The sequence below is a fragment of the Streptomyces sp. UC4497 genome (assembly GCF_054871485.1).
Genome location: NZ_JBTYHB010000022.1, coordinates 41,669 through 59,179 on the forward strand (window position 1 = coordinate 41,669; position 17,511 = coordinate 59,179).

Consider the following 17,511-nt stretch of genomic DNA (forward strand, 5'->3'; position numbering starts at 1 on the left):
GGCGTTCGAACACCCATGACACCCTGGGCCGGGTGAACAGCAGCATCCGCAACCCGATCGGCGGTCACGTCCCCGTGGCCGGCGGCCTCGCGTCCGTAGGCCTCTCCTACGCCCGTGACCTCAAGGCCGAAACCGTCCAGGTCTTCGTGGCCAACCCCCGCGGCTGGGCCACCCCGCCCGGCAACCCCAAGCAGGACGAGGACTTCCGCGCCCAGTGCGCCGCCGAGAACATCCCGGCGTACGTCCACGCCCCGTACCTGATCAACTTCGGCTCGCACACCGAGGCGACCGTGGAGAAGTCGGTGGAGTCCCTGCGACACTCCCTGCGCCGGGCCCGCGCCATCGGCGCCCTCGGCGTCGTCGTGCACACCGGCTCCGCGACCGGCGGCCGGGAGCGCGAGGTCGCCCTCGCGCAGGTCCGCGAGCGCATGCTGCCGCTGCTCGACGAGCTGACCCACGACGACGACCCGTTCCTGCTCCTGGAGTCGACCGCAGGCCAGGGCGCCTCGCTGTGCTCGCGCACCTGGGACTTCGGCCCGTACTTCGACGTCCTGGACCGCCACCCCAAGCTGGGCGTCTGCCTCGACACCTGCCACATCTTCGCGGCGGGCCACGACCTCACGGGTCCGGCCGGCATGAAGCAGACCCTCGACCTGCTCGTGGACACGGTCGGCGAGGGCCGCCTCAAGCTGATCCACGCCAACGACTCCAAGGACGTCGTGGGCGCCCACAAGGACCGGCACGAGAACATCGGCTCCGGCCACATCGGCGAGGACCCGTTCCGCGAGCTGCTGGCCCACCCCGCGACCGAGAACGTTCCCCTGGTCATCGAGACGCCCGGCGGCAAGGAAGGGCACGCGGCCGACGTCGCACGCCTCAAGGAACTTCGAGTCTGACGACTTCGAATCCGCGAATCCCACAACCTGAGGAATACCCCTGGGGGGTATATGGTTCTCCTGGTGACAGCATCCGCAGCGACGACTGGGGGAACCATGCAGCACGAGACGCACGCCGGGCACGAACACCACGGCACGCACGGCGCACCCGGCACCGGCGGCAAGGTCAGCTGGTCCATGGCTGCCCAGGCCACCCTGCACTGCCTCACCGGCTGTGCCATCGGGGAGGTCCTCGGCATGGTGATCGGCACCGCGCTCGGCTGGGGCAACGTACCGACGATGATCCTGGCGATCGTGCTCGCCTTCTTCTTCGGCTACTCGCTGACGCTGCGCAGCGTCCTGCGCGCGGGCGTCGATTTCAAGACGGCCTTCCGTGTCGCACTCGCCGCGGACACCCTGTCGATCGCGGTCATGGAGCTGATCGACAACGGCGTCATCGCCCTCTGGCCGAACGCGATGGACGCCCATCTCTCGGACGCCCTGTTCTGGGGCGCTCTCGCCGCCTCGCTGGCGATCGCCTTCGTGGTGACGACCCCGGTCAACCGCTGGATGATCGGCCGCGGCAAGGGCCACGCGGTGGTGCACCAGTACCACTGACCCCCAGGGGGTACCCCGAAGCCCGGGGTGAGGGGTCTAGAACTCGGGCCCTTCGTCGGGCCCCTCCTGGTACGAGTACCGCTGCTCGCGCCACGGGTCGCCCACGTTGTGGTACCCGCGCTCCTCCCAGAACCCGCGCCGGTCCGCCGTCATGTACTCGACGCCGCGCACCCACTTCGGGCCCTTCCAGGCATACAGGTGGGGCACCACCAGACGCAGCGGGAAACCGTGCTCCGCGGTGAGCAGCTCGCCGTCCTTGTGCGTGGCGAAAATGGTCCGCTCGGACACGAAGTCGGACAGTCGCAGGTTGGACGAGAATCCGTATTCGGCCCACACCATCACATGGGTGACATCGGGCCCGGGAGGGGCGAGCTCCAGGATCGTGGAGGCGCGTACGCCGCCCCATTCGGCGGCGAGCATGCTGAACTTCGTGACGCAGTGCAGATCGCCGAGCACGGTCGCGTACGGCAGCGCCGAGAACTCCTCGTGGTTCCAGCAGTGCTTGTCACCGTCGGCGGTCGCGCCGAAGACCCTGAACTCCCAGCGCTCGGGCCGGAACTTGGGCACCGGGCCGTAGTGCGTGACGGGCCAGCCGCGCTGCAGACGCTGCCCCGGTGGAAGCTCCGGCTGCACTGCTCCCCCAGACTCGCGACCCACCGGATGACCCATGCCTCCATCCTGACAGACCAGGAGCAGTGGACGTGACCACGCCCACCCCGCCCGGACCTGCCACGACCGCTGATTGGGGCAACTCCTACTAAGCGTGCACTTACTGGACGCACTCGTGTGCCGGTGCAAGGATGCGCGAAACCTGCCCAGTAACCGCTTGGAAGGAGCCTCTGCGATGCAGGGCGACCCCGAGGTCATCGAGTTTCTCAACGAGCAGCTGACGGCCGAGCTCACGGCCATCAATCAGTACTTCCTGCACGCGAAGATGCAGGACAACTTCGGCTGGACGAAGCTCGCGAAGTACACACGCTCCGAGTCGTTCGACGAGATGAAGCACGCGGAGGTGCTGACCGACCGGATCCTGTTCCTGGACGGTCTGCCGAACTACCAGCGGCTCTTCCATGTCCGGGTCGGCCAGACGGTCACCGAGATGTTCCAGGCGGACCGGCAGATCGAGGTCGAGGCGATCGACCGTCTGAAGCGGGGCATCGAGCTGATGCGCGGCAAGGGCGACATCACGTCTGCGAACATTTTTGAGTCGATCCTCGAGGACGAGGAGCACCACATCGACTACCTGGACACGCAGCTGGAGCTGGTGGAGAAGCTGGGTGAGGCGCTGTACATCGCGCAGCTCATCGAGCAGCCGGAGAGCTAGGCCGCTTCCGGCAGCTCGGCCGATTCCGGCAGTCCCGCCGACTCCGCTTGCGACGCGAGGGCCACGGCCGACCCGCCCTGGTCGACGAGCTCCCTGCGGGGGCACGCGCTCCGGCCGAGCAGCGCCTGGATCCGGCGGACGCAGGAGCCGCAGTCGGTGCCGGCCTTGCAGGCCGACGCTATCTGGCGGGGGGTGCAGGCACCGTCCTCCGCGTGCTTCTTGACCTGTGCCTCGGTGACACCGAAGCAGTTGCAGACGAACACGCGGTTCACCTCCCGGTCGGACTGTCGTCGGGACTCATAGGCAACGCCGTCCCGATTGATCGGTGAGGCTAACCTAACCTTACCCGCCGGGCCGGATGTACAAAAGTGCCGTGGGGCGCGGATCCCTGTGATCCGCGCCCCACGGCATTTGTTCGAAGACCCGAAGGTCACTGGTCGCTGTACATCTCCGCCACCAGGAACGCCAGGTCGAGCGACTGGCTGCGGTTCAGGCGCGGGTCGCAGGCCGTCTCGTAGCGCTGGTGCAGATCGTCGACGAAGATCTCGTCGCCGCCGCCCACGCACTCGGTGACGTCGTCACCGGTGAGCTCGACGTGGATGCCGCCCGGGTGCGTGCCGAGCGCCTTGTGGACCTCGAAGAAGCCCTTGACCTCGTCGAGCACGTCGTCGAAGCGCCGGGTCTTGTGACCGGAGGCCGCCTCGTACGTGTTGCCGTGCATCGGGTCGGTGATCCAGGCGACCTGCGCGCCGGACGCCGTGACCTTCTCGACCAGCTCGGGCAGCTTGTCGCGGACCTTGTCGGCGCCCATGCGGACGATGAAGGTCAGCCGGCCGGGCTCGCGGTCGGGGTCGAGGCGCTCGATGTACTGGAGCGCCTCCTCGGCCGTCGTCGTCGGGCCGAGCTTGATCCCGATCGGGTTGCGGATCTTCGAGGCGAACTCGACGTGCGCGTGGTCGAGCTGACGCGTGCGCTCGCCGATCCAGACCATGTGGCCCGAGACGTCGTACAGATTGCCCGTACGCGAGTCCACGCGGGTCAGCGCCGACTCGTAGTCGAGCAGCAGCGCCTCGTGGGAGGCGTAGAACTCGACCGTCTGGAACTCGGCCGGGTCGGTGCCGCAGGCGCGCATGAAGTTCAACGCGTTGTCGATCTCGCGGGCGAGCTTCTCGTAGCGCTGGCCGGACGGGGACGACTTCACGAAGTCCTGGTTCCAGGCGTGCACCTGGCGCAGGTCCGCGTAGCCGCCCGTGGTGAAGGCGCGCACGAGGTTCAGCGTCGAAGCGGACGCGTGGTACATCTGCTTCAGGCGCTGGGGGTCGGGGATCCGGGCGGCCTCGTTGAACTCGAAGCCGTTGACGGAGTCGCCGCGGTAGGTCGGCAGCGTGACGCCGTCGCGGGTCTCGGTGCCCTTGGAGCGCGGCTTGGAGTACTGACCGGCGATCCGGCCGACCTTCACCACCGGCACCGAGGCGGCGTACGTCAGCACGGCGCCCATCTGGAGCAGGGTCTTCAGCTTGTTCCGGATGTGGTCGGCGGAGACGGCGTCGAAGGCCTCGGCGCAGTCGCCACCCTGGAGCAGGAACGCCTCTCCCTTGGCGACGGCCGCCAGGCGGTTGCGCAGCTGGTCGCACTCGCCGGCAAAGACGAGCGGCGGATACGACTCGAGGTCCGCGATCACATCGCGCAGAGCCTCGGCATCGGGGTACTCGGGCTGCTGCGCCGCGGGCAGGTTTCGCCAGGTGTTGCCAGCGCTCGCGCTGGTCTTAGCGTTCACGGTCACCTCGTAAACATTACGGGGTCATGTCGCCCGTCCATCCCCCCGCTCATCTTTTGAGACGGACGCGACACGTCTGAGCCCCACGCGCGGGCATCGGGTACGGTGACGCTCATGTTCGCGCAACTTCTGCACCGCACCTGGTGGTGGACCGCACATCCGGCGGCCCACTGACTGCGCGTATCTGAAACCGCGAAGGCCGCCCGAGGGGCGGCCTTCAGTGTTTTCACGGGCTGTTCCTCCCTGACGACTCCCGAAGTCGACGACTGTCGAAGTCACCGGAAGGAACCACATGCTGGACACCCTGCTCACCGACGACCGCCCCTTCGCACTACTGCGCCGCCGCACCCCGGGCCGCGAGCACGACACGGTCGAGGTCCTGATCGGCCAGGTCGGCGCGTACGAACGCCTGGCCGACATCCCCGAAGGGCTCGCCCTCGTCCCCTTCCGGCAGATCAGGGAACGCGGCTTCGACGTCCGCGACGACGGCACCCCGCTCACGGTCCTCACCCCCGAGGAGTCGTACGAACTCCCGCTCGCCGAGGCCCTGGAGCAGCTTCCGCGGCACGACGTACAGGTCCGTGACGGCGGCTTCGACGTCGACGACGACGCGTACGCGGGCATCGTCGGCCGGGTGCTGCGCGAGGAGATCGGGCAGGGCGAGGGCGCGAACTTCGTGATCCGCAGGACGTACGAGGGTGAGATCGCGGGATTCTCGCGGGCCGACGCCCTCGCGCTGTTCCGGCGGCTGCTCGACGGGGAGCGGGGCGCGTACTGGACGTTCGTCGTGCACACCGGGGACCGGACGCTGGTGGGCGCGAGCCCCGAGGTGCACGTCCGGATGTCCGGCGGCACCGTCGTCATGAACCCGATCAGCGGCACGTACCGCTACCCGGCAGAGGGCCCGACGCCCGAGCACCTGCTGGACTTCCTCGCCGACGGCAAGGAGATCGAGGAGCTGTCGATGGTCGTCGACGAGGAGCTCAAGATGATGTGCACCGTCGGCGACATGGGCGGTGTCGTCGTCGGCCCGCGCCTCAAGGAGATGGCGCACCTCGCGCACACCGAGTACGAACTGCGCGGCAAGTCGACCCTCGATGTGCGGGACGTGCTCAAGGAGACGATGTTCGCGGCCACCGTCACCGGCTCGCCCGTGCAGAACGCCTGCCGGGTCATCGAGCGGCACGAGGTCGGCGGCCGCGGCTACTACGCGGGCGCGCTCGCGCTCGTCGGCCGGGACGCGGGCGGGGCGCAGACGCTCGACTCCCCCATCCTGATCCGCACCGCCGACATCGACGCCTCCGGGCGGCTCCGCGTCCCGGTCGGCGCGACCCTGGTGCGCGGCTCCGACCCGGCGAGCGAGGTCGCGGAGACGCACGCGAAGGCGGCGGGCGTGCTGGCCGCGCTGGGCGTGCGCCCCGGGCGCCCGCGCGCCGAGAGCACGCGGCCCGCGCTCGCCGACGACCCGCGGGTGCGGGCGGCGCTCGACGGGCGCAGGTCGGCGCTCGCGCCGTTCTGGCTGCGGATGCAGAAGCGCGAGAACGAGCTTTCCGGGCACGCGCTCGTCGTCGACGGCGAGGACACCTTCACCGCGATGCTGGCGCACGTGCTGCGTTCGACGGGGCTCGACGTGACGGTGCGGCGCTACGACGAGGAGGGCCTGCGGGAGGCGGTCCTCGCGCACGAGGGCCCGGTCGTGCTGGGCCCCGGCCCGGGCAACCCCTCCGACCTCACCGACCCGAAGATGCGCTTCCTGCGCTCACTGACCGCCGACGTGATCCGCACGCACGAACACGGTGTGCTCGGCGTCTGCCTGGGCCACGAGCTGATCGCGGCGGAGCTGGGCCTGGAGATCGTCCGCAAGGAGGTGCCGTACCAGGGCGCGCAGACCGACGTCGAGGTGTTCGGGCGGACAGAGAAGGTCGGGTTCTACAACAGCTTCGTGGCGTCCTGCGACGACGCGGCGGCGACCGAGCTTGCGGCGCACGGCGTGGAGGTCAGCCGGGACCGGGCGACCGGCGAGGTGCACGCGCTGCGCGGGCCCTCCTTTGCCGGCGTCCAGTTCCACCCGGAGTCGGTGCTGTCGCTGCGCGGCGCCGGGATCGTACGGGAGCTGCTGGCTCAACTGGTCGACGGCGCCTCGGCGGGGACCAGCACGTTCTCGGAGCGGCGCCCCGCCTGATAGTCGAGGACGTTCTGCACCGTGGTCTCGATGATCTGTCCGACCGCGTCCACGGTGTAGTACGCCTGGTGGGACGTGACCAGGACGTTCGGGAACGTGACGAGGCGGGCCAGGGTGTCGTCCTCGACGACGTCGAGGGACTTGTCGAGGAAGAACAGGCCCGCCTCCGCCTCGTAGACATCGAGGCCGACGCCCGCGAAGCGGCCCTCGCGGAGCTCCTTGACCAGGGCCTTGGTGTCGATGAGCCCGCCGCGGCTGGAGTTGATCAGGATCGCGTCGTCCTTCATGGCGCGCAGCGCGGCGGCGTCGACGATGTGCTCGGTGGCGGGCAGCAGCGGCACGTGCAGGCTGATGACGTCGGCCTCGGCGAACAGCTGCTCCTTGTCGACGTACTTCATGCCGAGGGCCGTGCAGTTCGGGTTCTCGGCGACGTCCCAGCCGAGCAGGTTCATGCCGAAGCCGTGCGCGATCCGGGTGAAGGCCTCGCCGATCTTGCCGGTGCCGAGCACGCCGACGGTGCGGCCCCGCAGATCGCGGCCCATCAGCCCGTCGAGGCGGAAGTCGAAGTCGCGGGTGCGGGTGCTGGCGCGGACGATGCGGCGGTTGACGGCCATCGCGAGGGTCCAGGCGAACTCGGCGACCGAGTACGGCGAGTAGTACGAGACGCGTGCCACGGTCAGGCCGAGCCGCTCGGCGACGTCCAGGTCGATGTTGTTGAAGCCGGTGGAGCGCTGGGCGATCAGTTGCGTGCCGCCGGCCGCGAGGGTCTGGAGCACGCGGTGGTTGAGGGTGGCGTTGACGCTGGTGGAGACGATCTCGTAGCCGGCCGCGATCGGTGCGGTGTCCTCGTTGAGGAAGACGTCGAGGCAGCGGACGTCGTGGTGCCCTTCGAAGGCCTTCTCGATCAGGGGCTTTTCGTCGGATTGCACACCAAAAGCGAGAATCTCCATAGGCGTGAGCCTACGGCTCAGCCAAAGAAGACGCCCACTTCTTCGTACAGGGCCGGGTCCACCGTCTTCAGGCGGGCCGTCGCCTCCGCTATCGGCACGCGCACGATGTCCGTCCCCCGCAGCGCCACCATCTTCCCGAAGTCCCCGTCCCGCACCGCCTCGATCGCGTGCAGGCCGAACCGCGTGGCCAGCCACCGGTCGAACGCGGACGGTGTGCCGCCGCGCTGCACATGGCCGAGGACCGTCGTCCGCGCCTCCTTGCCCGTGCGCTTCTCGATCTGTTTCGCCAGCCACTCCCCCACGCCGGAGAGGCGCACGTGTCCGAAGGAGTCCAGGGACTCGTCCTTCAGCACCATGTCGCCGTCGCGCGGCATCGCCCCCTCGGCGACGACCACGATCGGGGCGTACGAGGAGCGGAAGCGGGAGGTGACCCAGGCGCAGACCTGCTCGATGTCGAAGCGCTGCTCGGGGATGAGGATGACGTTGGCCCCGCCGGCCAGGCCCGAGTGCAGCGCGATCCAGCCCGCGTGCCGGCCCATGACCTCGACGACGAGGACCCGCATGTGGGATTCGGCGGTGGTGTGCAGCCGGTCGATGGCCTCGGTGGCGATGCCGACGGCCGTGTTGAAGCCGAAGGTGTAGTCCGTGCCCGAGAGGTCGTTGTCGATGGTCTTCGGTACGCCGACGACCTTGATGCCGTACTCGTCCGCGAGCCGGGCCGCGACGCCGAGGGTGTCCTCGCCGCCGATCACGATGAGGGCCCCGACCTCCTGCTTGGCGAGGTTCTCCTTGACGCGGCGGATGCCGTCCTCCGCCTGGAGGGGGTTGGTCCGCGAGGAGCCGAGGACGGTGCCGCCGCGGGGCAGGATGCCGCGCACCGCGGGGATGTCGAGAGGGACGGTGTCGTTCTCCAGGGGGCCGCGCCAGCCGTCCCGGAACCCCACGAAGTCGTAGTCGTACTCCTGCACGCCCTTGCGCACGATGCCCCGGATGACAGCGTTCAGTCCGGGGCAGTCACCGCCTCCGGTCAGCACTCCGACCCTCATGGCGTAACTCCCTTGTCACGGCGAGTGGTTGGGGCCACTCTCCCGCGCGGGGTCAGTCGTCGTCCAGACCTCGCTCGATCGCGTACCGGACGAGTTCCACGCGGTTGTGCAGCTGGAGTTTGCCGAGGGTGTTCTGCACGTGGTTCTGGACCGTGCGGTGCGAGATGACCAGGCGTTCGGCGATCTGCTTGTAGCTCAGGCCCTTCGCGACGAGGCGCAGCACCTCGGTCTCCCGGTCCGTGAGCTGCGGGGCCGCGCCCGACTCGTCGGCGTCACCGGCCGGGGACGGGTCCGAGGCGAGCCGCCGGTACTCACCGAGGACGAGGCCCGCGAGTCCGGGCGTGAAGACGGGGTCGCCGACGGCGGTGCGCCCCACCGCGTCGATCAGCTCGTCCGTGGAGGCCGACTTGAGCAGATAGCCGGTGGCACCGGACTTCACCGCCTCCAGTACGTCGGCGTGCTCACCGCTCGCGGAGAGGACGAGGACGCGCAGCCGGGGGTCGGCGCCGACGAGTTCCTTGCAGACCTGGACGCCGGGCTTGGCCGGCAGGTTCAGGTCGAGGACGAGGACGTCGGGCCCCGCGGCCTGCGCGCGGCGCACCGCCTGCTCGCCGTCGCCGGCCGTGGCGACGACCTCGAAGCCGGCCGCGCCCAGGTCGCGGGCGACGGCGTCGCGCCACATCGGGTGGTCGTCGACCACCATGACCTTGATGGATCCGTTCGCTTCGCTCATCTCTCCGGTCCTGCCTTCCCCCGTGGCCCGTGCGGGCGCTTCCTCAACTACTTCTTCGGTACGCGCAGTTCGACCTCGGTGCCCTGGCCGGGAACCGAGATCAGCTCGGCGGTGCCGCCGATGTCGCGCAGCCGGCCCCGGATCGACAGGGCGACGCCGAGCCGGCCCTCGCCCTCGGCCTGCGCGAGCCGACCCTCCGGGATGCCCGGCCCGTCGTCCCGTACCGTCACGATGACCGCGTCCGGCTCGTCCTCGACGAGGATCCACGCGTTCGCGTCCTCACCCGCGTGGAGACGCACATTGTCCAGGGCGGCGCTGACGGCGGCGGCCAGTTCGCGGGCGGCGGCGGGCTCCATCGGGACCGGGGCGCCCGGCTCCGAGAAAGTGGTGCGCCCACCGGCGTGCCCGGCGAGGAGGGGGCGCAGATCGCGCGGGCCCGCGCCCTCGTCGTCCGCCGGTTCGGCCGGCTCCACCACGGTGCGTACGACGGCGCCGTCCTCCGCGTCCTCGGACACACGCGATGCGGGTACGAGGCCCCCGGCGACCAGCGTGCGCAGCGCGACCTCCTGCTCGCCCGCCATCCGGCCGAGCTCCGCCGCCTCGCCGCCGAGGGCGGTGCCGCGGCGCTGCACCATCGCGAGGACCTGGAGCACGCTGTCGTGGATGTCGCGGGCGAGACGCTCCCGCTCGCGCGTCGCCGCCTCGATCTCCAGGGCGCGGGCGAGGGTGCGCTCGGAGGCGCGGGCCACCTCCACGACGTAGCCGATCGCGATGGAGGCGATGCAGACCAGAAGGACGCTGTGGACGAGGCCGCGGGTGACGTCGCCGCGCTGCAGCACATTGGCGACGCCGACCAGCAGGGACGCTCCGGCCGCCCACCGCCAGCCGCCCTTGAGCGCGAAGGCGAGGACCGCGCCCGCCGTCCAGATCGACGGCAGCGTGGCACCTCCGGTGACGGCCCGCTCGTGCCCGGCGACCGGCGAGAGCAGGATGCCGGCGACGGCGATCGTCAGGTCGGCGGTGAGGAACCGCTTCGTGCAGCGCCGGGCGCCCGACACCTGCGGCAGCGTCGCCAGCGTCCACACCGCGAGGACCGCGAAGTAGCCGGCGCCGACCCACGGGCGCTCGTACACCTCGTACGAGGAGGCGAACAGCCCGATCGCGTACACGAGGGTCAGCAGGCGGTACCCGGTGAGAGCGCGCCACAGCGGCTGCTCGACCGACATCCGCACGACCCGCTCGCGCCCGACCGTGTTCCCCATGTCCCCTGTCCCCACCCTTGGCACTTCCGGGTACTTCCGCTCCCGCACCCTCCGTGGGAACGACGCGGCTAGGAGCCGCCCCGTTCCTTCTCCAACGCCTTCTTCGCCGCTTCCTTCTCGGCCTTGGCCGCCTTCTCAGCCTCGGCCTTGGCGGCCTTCTCCGCGTCCGCGATCTGCCGCTTGGCGGCTGTCGCGTACATGTCGACGTACTCCTGGCCGGAAAGCTTCATGATCTCGTACATGACCTCGTCGGTGACAGCCCTCAGGACGAAGCGGTCGCTCTCCATGCCGTGATAGCGGCTGAAGTCGAGGGGCTTGCCGATGCGGATGCCCGGGCGCATCAGCTTGGGCATCACCTTGCCGGGAGGCTGGATCTTCTCCGTGTCGATCATGGCGACGGGGATGACGGGGGCGCCGGTGGACAGCGCCACGCGCGCGAGGCCGCCCGGCTTGCCCCTGTAGAGGCGGCCGTCGGGGGAACGCGTCCCCTCCGGGTAGATGCCGAACAGCTCGCCGCGCTCCAGGACCTCGATGCCGCTCTTGATGGCGGCCTCACCGGCGCCCCGCGAACCGGAGCGGTCCACGGGCAGCTGGCCGACGCCCTTGAAGAAGGCGGCCGTCATCTTTCCCTTGACCCCGGGGGTGGTGAAGTACTCGGCCTTCGCGATGAAGGTGACCTTGCGGTCGAGAACGGCGGGGAGGAAGAACGAGTCGGAGAACGAGAGGTGATTGCTGGCGAGAATCGCGGGGCCCTCGGCGGGGATGTTCTCGAGGCCCTCCACCCACGGCCGGAAACCGAGCTTCAGCGGCCCTCCGATGGCCACCTTCATTGCGCCGTAGATCAACCCACTGCCTTCCCTCGTGCCCGGACCTCGTACCGGGACCAGTCCGAGGCTCCGACCTTAACCCGCGGGGCCGCCCCGGGGCCCGACGACCCTGGCCGACCTGCTTGCCCGGCCGGGGGTCCGGGGGTTGTCCCCCGGGAAGACACAGCACCCGCGGGGCCGCCCCAGGGCCCGACGACCCTGGTCGGTGTCAGTCCGGTCGCGTACCGTGAGGTTCACGTCGCTGTTGCCCGTCAGCTCGTTCCCCCGCACGTCCGTCCACCGTTTCTCTGCCATGAACAGGAGACCGAAGGTGCCGGTCCTTCCTGGAGCCGAGCCGTACCGCCACGACGGTGGCGAGGTCGGCGTCCTCCTCTGTCACGGATTCACCGGATCGCCCCAGTCGCTGCGGCCCTGGGCCGAGTATCTGGCCGAGCGCGGCCTGACCGTCTCGCTCCCGCTGCTGCCGGGCCACGGCACGCGCTGGGAGGACCTGGCCGTCACCGCCTGGCAGGACTGGTACGCGGAGGTGGACCGCGCTCTGCGCGAGCTCACCGACCGCTGCTCCCACGTCTTCGTGTGCGGCCTGTCGATGGGCGGCGCGCTCGCCCTGCGCCTCGCGGCCAAGCACGGGGACCGGATCGCGGGCCTCGTCCTGGTGAACCCGGGCAACAAGGTGCACGGCCTGTCCGCGTACGCGCTCCCGTTCGCCCGGCACGTGGTGCGCACGGTCAAGGGCATCACCAGCGACATCGCCAAGGAGGGCGCGGAGGAGGTCGGCTACCCCCGGGTCCCGCTGCACGCGGCGCACCAGCTGCGCATCTTCTTCCGGACCGTGGACCGTGAACTGCCGCAGGTGACGCAGCCCCTGGTGGTGCTGCACAGCGTGAACGACCATGTGGTGCCGCCCGCAGACTCGGCGCGGGTGCTCGGCCGCGTCTCGTCCACGGACGTCACGGAGATTTTGCTGGAACAGAGCTACCACGTGGCGACGTTGGACCATGACGCGGACCGGATCTTCGCGGAGAGCTACGCGTTCTTCGACCGGCTCGCCCCCGAAGTCGGCAAGATCCCCAGCGAGGGCGTGGAAGGGACGAGCACCGGTGACTGAGCAGGAGCGGGGCGGGTCCGAGCGGCCGGACAGCTCGGAGCCGCACGACAAGGAGGAGACCGGCGGGCAGTCGCGCGATCCCCTCCTGCCGAGCGACGAGGACGCGGCGTGGGCGGCGATCGTCGCGGGTTACGGGGAGGAGCCGCCGGACCCGCCGGGCGCCAAGCCGTTCAAGTCGGTGGAGGACCTGGCGCTGCTCGAACCGGAGACCAACGACGCGCCGGAGCCGTCCGGCACGGACCGGAGCGCCGCGAAGAAGGACGAGCCGGACGAGGACCAGGGAGAGCAGCGCCCCCTCGGCTCCTCGGTCTCCTTCGCCCCGGGCATCGCCGCCACTCCCGGCCCGCGCGACCACACGGCGCCCGAGCCCTCGGACGACGATTTCGACGCGGCCGACGAGGGCCACTTCGTCCCGCCCGAGCCGCCCCCGCTGCCGGAGGGCGACGTCACGGCCAGGTTCGCCTGGCTCGCGGTGGTCGGCGGCCCGATCCTGCTGCTCCTCGCGGTGCTGCTGGGCTGGGACATGACGTGGTGGCTGGCGACACTGTGCATCGGCGGCTTCCTCGGCGGCTTCGGCACACTCGTCGCCCGGATGTCCCCGGGCGACGACGAGGACGGCGACGATCCGGGGCGCGGGGCCGTGGTCTGAGACCCGCACGCGAGAGGGCCCGGCCGGAAATCCTCCGGCCGGGCCCTCTCGCGTATCCGGACGGAACCCGTTCGCGGGCTGCGGCGAAGTACCGGTGAACGACAGGTTGAACCAGCCCAAGCCTTCGAGGCGTTCACACGGACGAAAGGAGCCCCGATGGCCGTCGACCCCCGGGAGCACCGCCAGGACCTTCCAGGCGACAGCGACGCCCGGGCGATCGACCGGTCGCGGGATGAGCCCGAGCAGTTCGCCGTCCTCTTCGACCGGTACGCCGACGCCGTGCACCGTTACGCGGCGCGGCGACTTGGTCCCGAGGCGGCGGAGGACCTGACGGCGGAGACCTTCACCACCGCCTTCAAGCAGCGCCACCGCTACGACCTGACGCGGCCCGACGCCCGCCCCTGGCTCTTCGGGATCGCCACCAACCTCATAGGCCGGCACCGCAGGTCCGAGGCACGCCGCTTCAAGGCGATGGCCCGGCTGCCGGAGCCGGTCGAGCACGAGGAGCCGGTGGCCGATCGCGCGGTTTCCCGGGCCGGGGCGCGGGGCCTGCGCCGGGACCTCGCGGCCGCCCTCGCCGGCCTGTCGGCGCGGCAGCGGGACGTGGTGCTGCTCGTGGCGTGGGCCGACCTCGGCTACGAGGAGGCGGCCGAGGCGCTCGGCGTCCCCGTCGGCACGGTCAGGTCACGGCTGCACCGGGCCCGCAGCACATTGCGCGAAGCACTGGGTGGGACCGACCCGACCGCCGCGACCACCTTCCGGGAGGCACACGCCCATGACTGACCGCGAACTCGACCCCGTAATCGAGGAGTTGCGTGCCTGGGACGGGGATGCCCCGCCCCTGAGCCCGGCCGCGCGCCACCGCGCCCGCACCCGCCTGCTCGCCGCGGCGGACGGCCGGCGCCGCTCGCCGTGGCACCGCCCCGGCCTGCGTGTCGCCGCGTCCGGCCTGGTGACGGCGGCCGTCGCGGCGACCGTTCTGGTCGCGATCCACGACGACGGCACCGGCACGGAGCAGCAGACCGTCCGCCCGGTGTCCGCGCGCACCGTCCTGACCGGGGCTGCCGCCTACGAGCGCAAGCATCCACGGACGGTGACGACGCCGCCGCGCGACGACCAGTTCATCTACACGAAGGAGATCATCAAGGAGACGGACCGGGCGACGGGGAGGACGAAGACGCACATCGACGAGAACTGGCGCTCCGTGGACGACTCCCGGCCCTCGTGGGTGATGGAGATCGGCAAGGGCTGGTGGTCCGAGCCCTACAAGAAGCAGTCCGGCGACCACGTGGAGTCCGTGACGGTCTGGCCTCCGCAGGACTGGTCCCGGCTGGAGAAACTTCCCACCGATCCGAAGAAGCTTATTCTCTCGCTGCTGCACAAGTCGGGCCCGAACGACAAAAACGACTCGCTCGACGAGATCACGGACCAGGAGTGGAGGGACATCCACTTCAGCCTGGTCGGGCTGCTCAAGCTCGTCCCGGTGATGCCGGAGGGTCTGCGCCCGGCGGCGTACGAGGCGCTGGGCATGGTGCCGGGCGTCAAGTCGGTGCCTGACCAGAAGGACGCCAAGGGCCGCACCGGCGTAGCCATCACCTACCACGACCCCATGGGGCACAGCCGCTTCGGCAGCTACTTCATCTTCGACCCGAAGACCTACGCGTTCCTCGGCTTCAAGGACCACCGCACCTCCGGTGAGGGCGCCAAGAGGAAGACCTACACCCAGCTCTCCTACCTCGACAGCTGGGCGGTCACCGACAAGGCCAAGCAGCGCCCCTAAGCGGCAGGCACCCTGAGGGCGGCCAGGACCGGGAGGTGGTCCGTGGCCGCCCTCAGTTCGTCCGCGTCGAGGAAGTCGGGGACGCCGCAGCCGAGTACCTCGATGCCCTTGGTGGCGAGGATCGCGTCGATGCGTTGATGGGGGTCGGTCGGGGTCGAGGTGTACTCGCCGCCCCAGGGGCGGATCGCCCAGGCGTCGTTCAGGGTGCGTGCGAGGCGTCGGAAGGTGCGTCCGCCGGGGCGTTCGTTGAGGTCGCCGCCCGCGACGGCGTGCTCCACCCCCATGCCGGCGATCCGGTCGAGGAGCATCCCGCCCTGCGCGTACCGCTCGTCCTTCTGCAGGCTCAGATGGCAGCTGATCACGCCGAGCCGCGCGCCCCCGAACCGTACGACCGCGGTCGCGAAGCCGCGCCGGTGAAGGCCCGGCGTGAGCGGCAGCAGCACGTCCTCGGTGCGCTCGACGGTGGCGCGCAGCGAGCAGAGCAGCGCGGGCCCGGCGGCGCTGCCGCCCCCGGAGAGGATCACCAGGTCGGCCGCGCGGGCGAGCCGGGCGAGGTGCTTGCGCCAGCGGAAGAACCGGGGCGCCTCCTGGATCAGTACGAGGTCCGGGGCGCAGGCCTTCATCACGCGGGCGAGGGCGACGGGGCTGTCGCGCATCGAGCGGATGTTGTAGCTGAGGACGCGAATGACGGCCGAACCGTCCGCTTCCGTACGGGACTTGGGAAGTTCGGTGCGTTCTTCGGGGAGCGAGCCGGAGTCCATGAAGATCAAGATACGCCGGTGCCCGCCGCCCCCACGGGGAACGACGGGCACCAGGTGCGTATGTACGTCACATGACGGGGTCGGGCTCCCGCGCCAGGTCGGCGGCGCCGACCATGCCCGCCTTGTTGCCCAGCTCGGCCGCGATCACGTCGGCCACGGGCCGCCAGTTGCCGCCGACCAGCCACCGCTTGTACGACTTGCGGATCGGGTCGAGGACCAGCTCGCCCTCGTCCGAGAGGCCGCCGCCGACGATGAACGCCGACGGGTCGAACAGCGAGGCCAGGTCGGCCAGGCCCGCGCCGGCCCAGCGGGCCAGCTCGCGGTACGAGTCGACGGCCACCGGGTCGCCCTCGCGGGCTGCCGAGGAGATGTGCTTGCCCTCGATGCCCTCGGGGGTGCCGTCGCCGAGCGAGAGCAGGTACGAGGCGTTCTCCGGCGTCGCGTTCGCCCGCTGCTTCGCGTAGCGGACGAGCGCGCGGCCCGACGCGTACTGCTCCCAGCAGCCCTGCGAGCCGCAGCCGCACAGCAGACCGTCCGGCACCATGCGGATGTGGCCGAACTCGGCGGCCACACCGAAGTGGCCGCGGCGCAGCTTGTTGCCGATGATGACGCCGCCGCCGAGGCCGGTGCCGAGAGTGATGCAGATGACGTTGCGGTGGCCCTTGCCCGCGCCGAACTTGTACTCGCCCCAGGCGGCCGCGTTCGCGTCGTTCTCGACGACGACGGGCAGCTTGACGCGCGCCTCGACCTTCTCCTTCAGCGGTTCCTGGCGCCAGTCGATGTTCGGCGCGAAGTACACGGTGGAGCGCTGACGGTTGACGTAGCCGGCCGCACCGATGCCCACGCCCACGATCTCGTGCCCGGCCCTGGCACCTTCCACGGCCGAGGCGATCGCGTCGACGATCCCGTCAGGCGTGGAAGGCGTCGGCACCTTGAACGTGGAGAGGATGTTGCCCTCCTCGTCGACCACGCCGGCCGCAATCTTCGTGCCGCCGATATCGACGCCGATGGTGAGTCCCATGAATCCCTCAGTTCGGTCGAGCCCCGCTAGGGCCCACCCTAACCGAGCAGGGGCCCGGTCCCCGGCTCAGTCCAGGTCGATGTGCTCTCCACCGGGCCCGTCGTCCTTGGGGCCCTCGGTGTCCTCGGTGTCCTTCGGCGGGGCGGGCTCCTGGGTGCGCTGGGTCCAGCGGCGCTCCTGGCCCTCGACCGCGGAGCGGTAGGCGGCGAGCAGTTCGTTGCCCGCGGCGGCCAGGTGGTCGAACACGTCGGCGTTGCGGTCGATGACCGGCTCGATGACGGAGCGGGCCTGCCGTACGGCCTGCTTGGCGACCTGCTCGGCGGTGCCCTGGGCGACCGCGCCGAGGAACGGGGCCTGCACGGACGAGAGCTTGTCGGTGACGGCGTCGACGAGCTTCTTCAGCTCCTCGGCCGCGGACCCGGGCGGCGGCCCGTACTCGGCCCTGCGGCGGGCCCGCTCCTCCTCGAGATCCTCGGCGCACGCCTTCTCCCAGGCGTCGGCGTCGACCTGCTGGGCGGGGTGCTCGGTGGCGTCGCTCATGACGGCTGACTCCTGCGGAGAGCTGGACCGGTTACTCCTTCGACGTTACCCGAACGGG

The 17,511-nt window shown here is 70.5% G+C and carries 19 protein-coding genes; 8 read left to right on the forward strand and 11 right to left on the reverse strand.

Annotation, left to right across the window (positions count from 1 at the left end):
* Positions 1–32 precede the first annotated feature (32 nt).
* Positions 33–896: a deoxyribonuclease IV gene (locus ACYSUO_RS27075; protein WP_461778855.1), complete on the forward strand. Its 864-nt coding sequence runs from the start codon at positions 33–35 to the stop codon at positions 894–896.
* Positions 897–947: 51 nt separating this feature from the next.
* Entirely contained in the window at positions 948–1,493 is a 546-nt protein-coding gene (locus ACYSUO_RS27080) for a DUF4396 domain-containing protein (RefSeq protein ID WP_461778856.1), read from the forward strand.
* A gap of 36 nt (positions 1,494–1,529) precedes the next feature.
* Here ACYSUO_RS27080 and ACYSUO_RS27085 read toward each other — a convergent pair whose 3' ends face one another.
* Positions 1,530–2,162 carry a sulfite oxidase-like oxidoreductase gene (locus ACYSUO_RS27085; RefSeq protein WP_461778857.1) on the reverse strand — a complete coding sequence of 211 codons (633 nt, stop codon included), beginning with the start codon at positions 2,160–2,162 and terminating at the stop codon, positions 1,530–1,532.
* Positions 2,163–2,337: 175 nt separating this feature from the next.
* Between ACYSUO_RS27085 and bfr the strand changes: the two genes are divergently transcribed.
* Entirely contained in the window at positions 2,338–2,817 is a 480-nt protein-coding gene (gene bfr, locus ACYSUO_RS27090; protein WP_399234629.1) for a bacterioferritin, read from the forward strand.
* Here bfr and ACYSUO_RS27095 read toward each other — a convergent pair.
* Both ACYSUO_RS27095 and ACYSUO_RS27100 read right to left on the reverse strand, forming a co-directional pair.
* Positions 2,814–3,089: a (2Fe-2S)-binding protein gene (locus ACYSUO_RS27095; protein WP_461778858.1), complete on the reverse strand. Its 276-nt coding sequence runs from the start codon at positions 3,087–3,089 to the stop codon at positions 2,814–2,816. The genes bfr and ACYSUO_RS27095 overlap by 4 nt on opposite strands.
* A gap of 158 nt (positions 3,090–3,247) precedes the next feature.
* Positions 3,248–4,600 carry a class II 3-deoxy-7-phosphoheptulonate synthase gene (locus ACYSUO_RS27100; RefSeq protein WP_461778859.1) on the reverse strand — a complete coding sequence of 451 codons (1,353 nt, stop codon included), beginning with the start codon at positions 4,598–4,600 and terminating at the stop codon, positions 3,248–3,250.
* A 286-nt stretch (positions 4,601–4,886) separates the two neighbouring features.
* Here ACYSUO_RS27100 and ACYSUO_RS27105 point away from each other — a divergent pair, with 286 nt between their 5' ends.
* Positions 4,887–6,776 carry an anthranilate synthase family protein gene (locus tag ACYSUO_RS27105; protein WP_461778860.1) on the forward strand — a complete coding sequence of 630 codons (1,890 nt, stop codon included), beginning with the start codon at positions 4,887–4,889 and terminating at the stop codon, positions 6,774–6,776.
* On the opposite strand, the gene ACYSUO_RS27110 is transcribed toward ACYSUO_RS27105, so the two are convergent.
* From ACYSUO_RS27110 to ACYSUO_RS27130, 5 genes are all read right to left on the reverse strand, one after another.
* The gene (locus ACYSUO_RS27110; protein ID WP_461778861.1) at positions 6,716–7,726 is read right to left on the reverse strand and encodes a 2-hydroxyacid dehydrogenase; all 1,011 of its coding nucleotides are present in this window, start codon (positions 7,724–7,726) and stop codon (positions 6,716–6,718) included. The two genes, ACYSUO_RS27105 and ACYSUO_RS27110, sit on opposite strands and share 61 nt — an antisense overlap.
* Before the next feature lie 17 nt (positions 7,727–7,743).
* Positions 7,744–8,772, reverse strand: coding sequence for a 6-phosphofructokinase (locus tag ACYSUO_RS27115; RefSeq protein WP_461778862.1), 1,029 nt, complete (start codon positions 8,770–8,772; stop codon positions 7,744–7,746).
* 52 nt (positions 8,773–8,824) lie between these two features.
* Positions 8,825–9,505: a response regulator transcription factor gene (locus tag ACYSUO_RS27120; protein ID WP_327670071.1), complete on the reverse strand. Its 681-nt coding sequence runs from the start codon at positions 9,503–9,505 to the stop codon at positions 8,825–8,827.
* 47 nt (positions 9,506–9,552) lie between these two features.
* The gene (gene macS / locus ACYSUO_RS27125; protein WP_461778863.1) at positions 9,553–10,767 is read right to left on the reverse strand and encodes a MacS family sensor histidine kinase; all 1,215 of its coding nucleotides are present in this window, start codon (positions 10,765–10,767) and stop codon (positions 9,553–9,555) included.
* A gap of 68 nt (positions 10,768–10,835) precedes the next feature.
* Positions 10,836–11,597 carry a lysophospholipid acyltransferase family protein gene (locus tag ACYSUO_RS27130; RefSeq protein WP_461778864.1) on the reverse strand — a complete coding sequence of 254 codons (762 nt, stop codon included), beginning with the start codon at positions 11,595–11,597 and terminating at the stop codon, positions 10,836–10,838.
* A gap of 307 nt (positions 11,598–11,904) precedes the next feature.
* On the opposite strand from ACYSUO_RS27130, the gene ACYSUO_RS27135 reads away from it, so the two are divergent.
* The 4 genes from ACYSUO_RS27135 to ACYSUO_RS27150 all read left to right on the forward strand — a co-directional run bounded on the left by ACYSUO_RS27135 (position 11,905) and on the right by ACYSUO_RS27150 (position 15,131).
* A complete protein-coding gene (locus ACYSUO_RS27135) occupies positions 11,905–12,702 on the forward strand; it encodes an alpha/beta hydrolase (protein ID WP_461778926.1) in 798 nt (265 codons plus the stop codon).
* Positions 12,593–13,351, forward strand: coding sequence for a hypothetical protein (locus tag ACYSUO_RS27140; protein WP_461778865.1), 759 nt, complete (start codon positions 12,593–12,595; stop codon positions 13,349–13,351). Before ACYSUO_RS27135 ends, ACYSUO_RS27140 begins: the two co-directional genes overlap by 110 nt.
* 156 nt (positions 13,352–13,507) lie before the next feature.
* Positions 13,508–14,134, forward strand: coding sequence for an RNA polymerase sigma factor (locus ACYSUO_RS27145; protein WP_461778866.1), 627 nt, complete (start codon positions 13,508–13,510; stop codon positions 14,132–14,134).
* A complete protein-coding gene (locus tag ACYSUO_RS27150; protein WP_461778867.1) occupies positions 14,127–15,131 on the forward strand; it encodes a CU044_5270 family protein in 1,005 nt (334 codons plus the stop codon). Before ACYSUO_RS27145 ends, ACYSUO_RS27150 begins: the two co-directional genes overlap by 8 nt.
* Here the strand turns inward: ACYSUO_RS27150 and ACYSUO_RS27155 are convergent.
* The 3 genes from ACYSUO_RS27155 to ACYSUO_RS27165 all read right to left on the reverse strand — a co-directional run bounded on the left by ACYSUO_RS27155 (position 15,128) and on the right by ACYSUO_RS27165 (position 17,453).
* On the reverse strand, positions 15,128–15,892 hold the full coding sequence (locus ACYSUO_RS27155) for an endonuclease/exonuclease/phosphatase family protein (protein WP_461778868.1): 765 nt from the start codon (positions 15,890–15,892) through the stop codon (positions 15,128–15,130). The genes ACYSUO_RS27150 and ACYSUO_RS27155 overlap by 4 nt on opposite strands.
* A 67-nt stretch (positions 15,893–15,959) precedes the next feature.
* Positions 15,960–16,913, reverse strand: a complete 954-nt coding sequence (locus ACYSUO_RS27160) for an ROK family glucokinase (protein WP_461778869.1) — start codon at positions 16,911–16,913, stop codon at positions 15,960–15,962.
* Between the two features lie 66 nt (positions 16,914–16,979).
* On the reverse strand, positions 16,980–17,453 hold the full coding sequence (locus ACYSUO_RS27165; protein ID WP_461778870.1) for a DUF5304 domain-containing protein: 474 nt from the start codon (positions 17,451–17,453) through the stop codon (positions 16,980–16,982).
* Positions 17,454–17,511 lie beyond the last annotated feature (58 nt).

Bases quoted from the DNA above. Each gene is read 5' to 3' on its own strand.
- ACYSUO_RS27110 (WP_461778861.1), bottom strand. From the start codon at position 7,726: ATGGAGATTCTCGCTTTTGGTGTGCAATCCGACGAAAAGCCCCTGATC.
- ACYSUO_RS27115 (WP_461778862.1), bottom strand. From the start codon at position 8,772: ATGAGGGTCGGAGTGCTGACCGGAGGCGGTGACTGCCCCGGACTGAAC.
- ACYSUO_RS27080 (WP_461778856.1), top strand. From the start codon at position 948: ATGGTTCTCCTGGTGACAGCATCCGCAGCGACGACTGGGGGAACCATG.
- macS (WP_461778863.1), bottom strand. From the start codon at position 10,767: ATGGGGAACACGGTCGGGCGCGAGCGGGTCGTGCGGATGTCGGTCGAG.
- ACYSUO_RS27145 (WP_461778866.1), top strand. From the start codon at position 13,508: ATGGCCGTCGACCCCCGGGAGCACCGCCAGGACCTTCCAGGCGACAGC.
- ACYSUO_RS27130 (WP_461778864.1), bottom strand. From the start codon at position 11,597: ATGAAGGTGGCCATCGGAGGGCCGCTGAAGCTCGGTTTCCGGCCGTGG.
- bfr (WP_399234629.1), top strand. From the start codon at position 2,338: ATGCAGGGCGACCCCGAGGTCATCGAGTTTCTCAACGAGCAGCTGACG.
- ACYSUO_RS27155 (WP_461778868.1), bottom strand. From the start codon at position 15,892: ATGGACTCCGGCTCGCTCCCCGAAGAACGCACCGAACTTCCCAAGTCC.
- ACYSUO_RS27105 (WP_461778860.1), top strand. From the start codon at position 4,887: ATGCTGGACACCCTGCTCACCGACGACCGCCCCTTCGCACTACTGCGC.
- ACYSUO_RS27140 (WP_461778865.1), top strand. From the start codon at position 12,593: ATGACGCGGACCGGATCTTCGCGGAGAGCTACGCGTTCTTCGACCGGC.
- ACYSUO_RS27085 (WP_461778857.1), bottom strand. From the start codon at position 2,162: ATGGGTCATCCGGTGGGTCGCGAGTCTGGGGGAGCAGTGCAGCCGGAG.
- ACYSUO_RS27165 (WP_461778870.1), bottom strand. From the start codon at position 17,453: ATGAGCGACGCCACCGAGCACCCCGCCCAGCAGGTCGACGCCGACGCC.
- ACYSUO_RS27160 (WP_461778869.1), bottom strand. From the start codon at position 16,913: ATGGGACTCACCATCGGCGTCGATATCGGCGGCACGAAGATTGCGGCC.
- ACYSUO_RS27150 (WP_461778867.1), top strand. From the start codon at position 14,127: ATGACTGACCGCGAACTCGACCCCGTAATCGAGGAGTTGCGTGCCTGG.
- ACYSUO_RS27120 (WP_327670071.1), bottom strand. From the start codon at position 9,505: ATGAGCGAAGCGAACGGATCCATCAAGGTCATGGTGGTCGACGACCAC.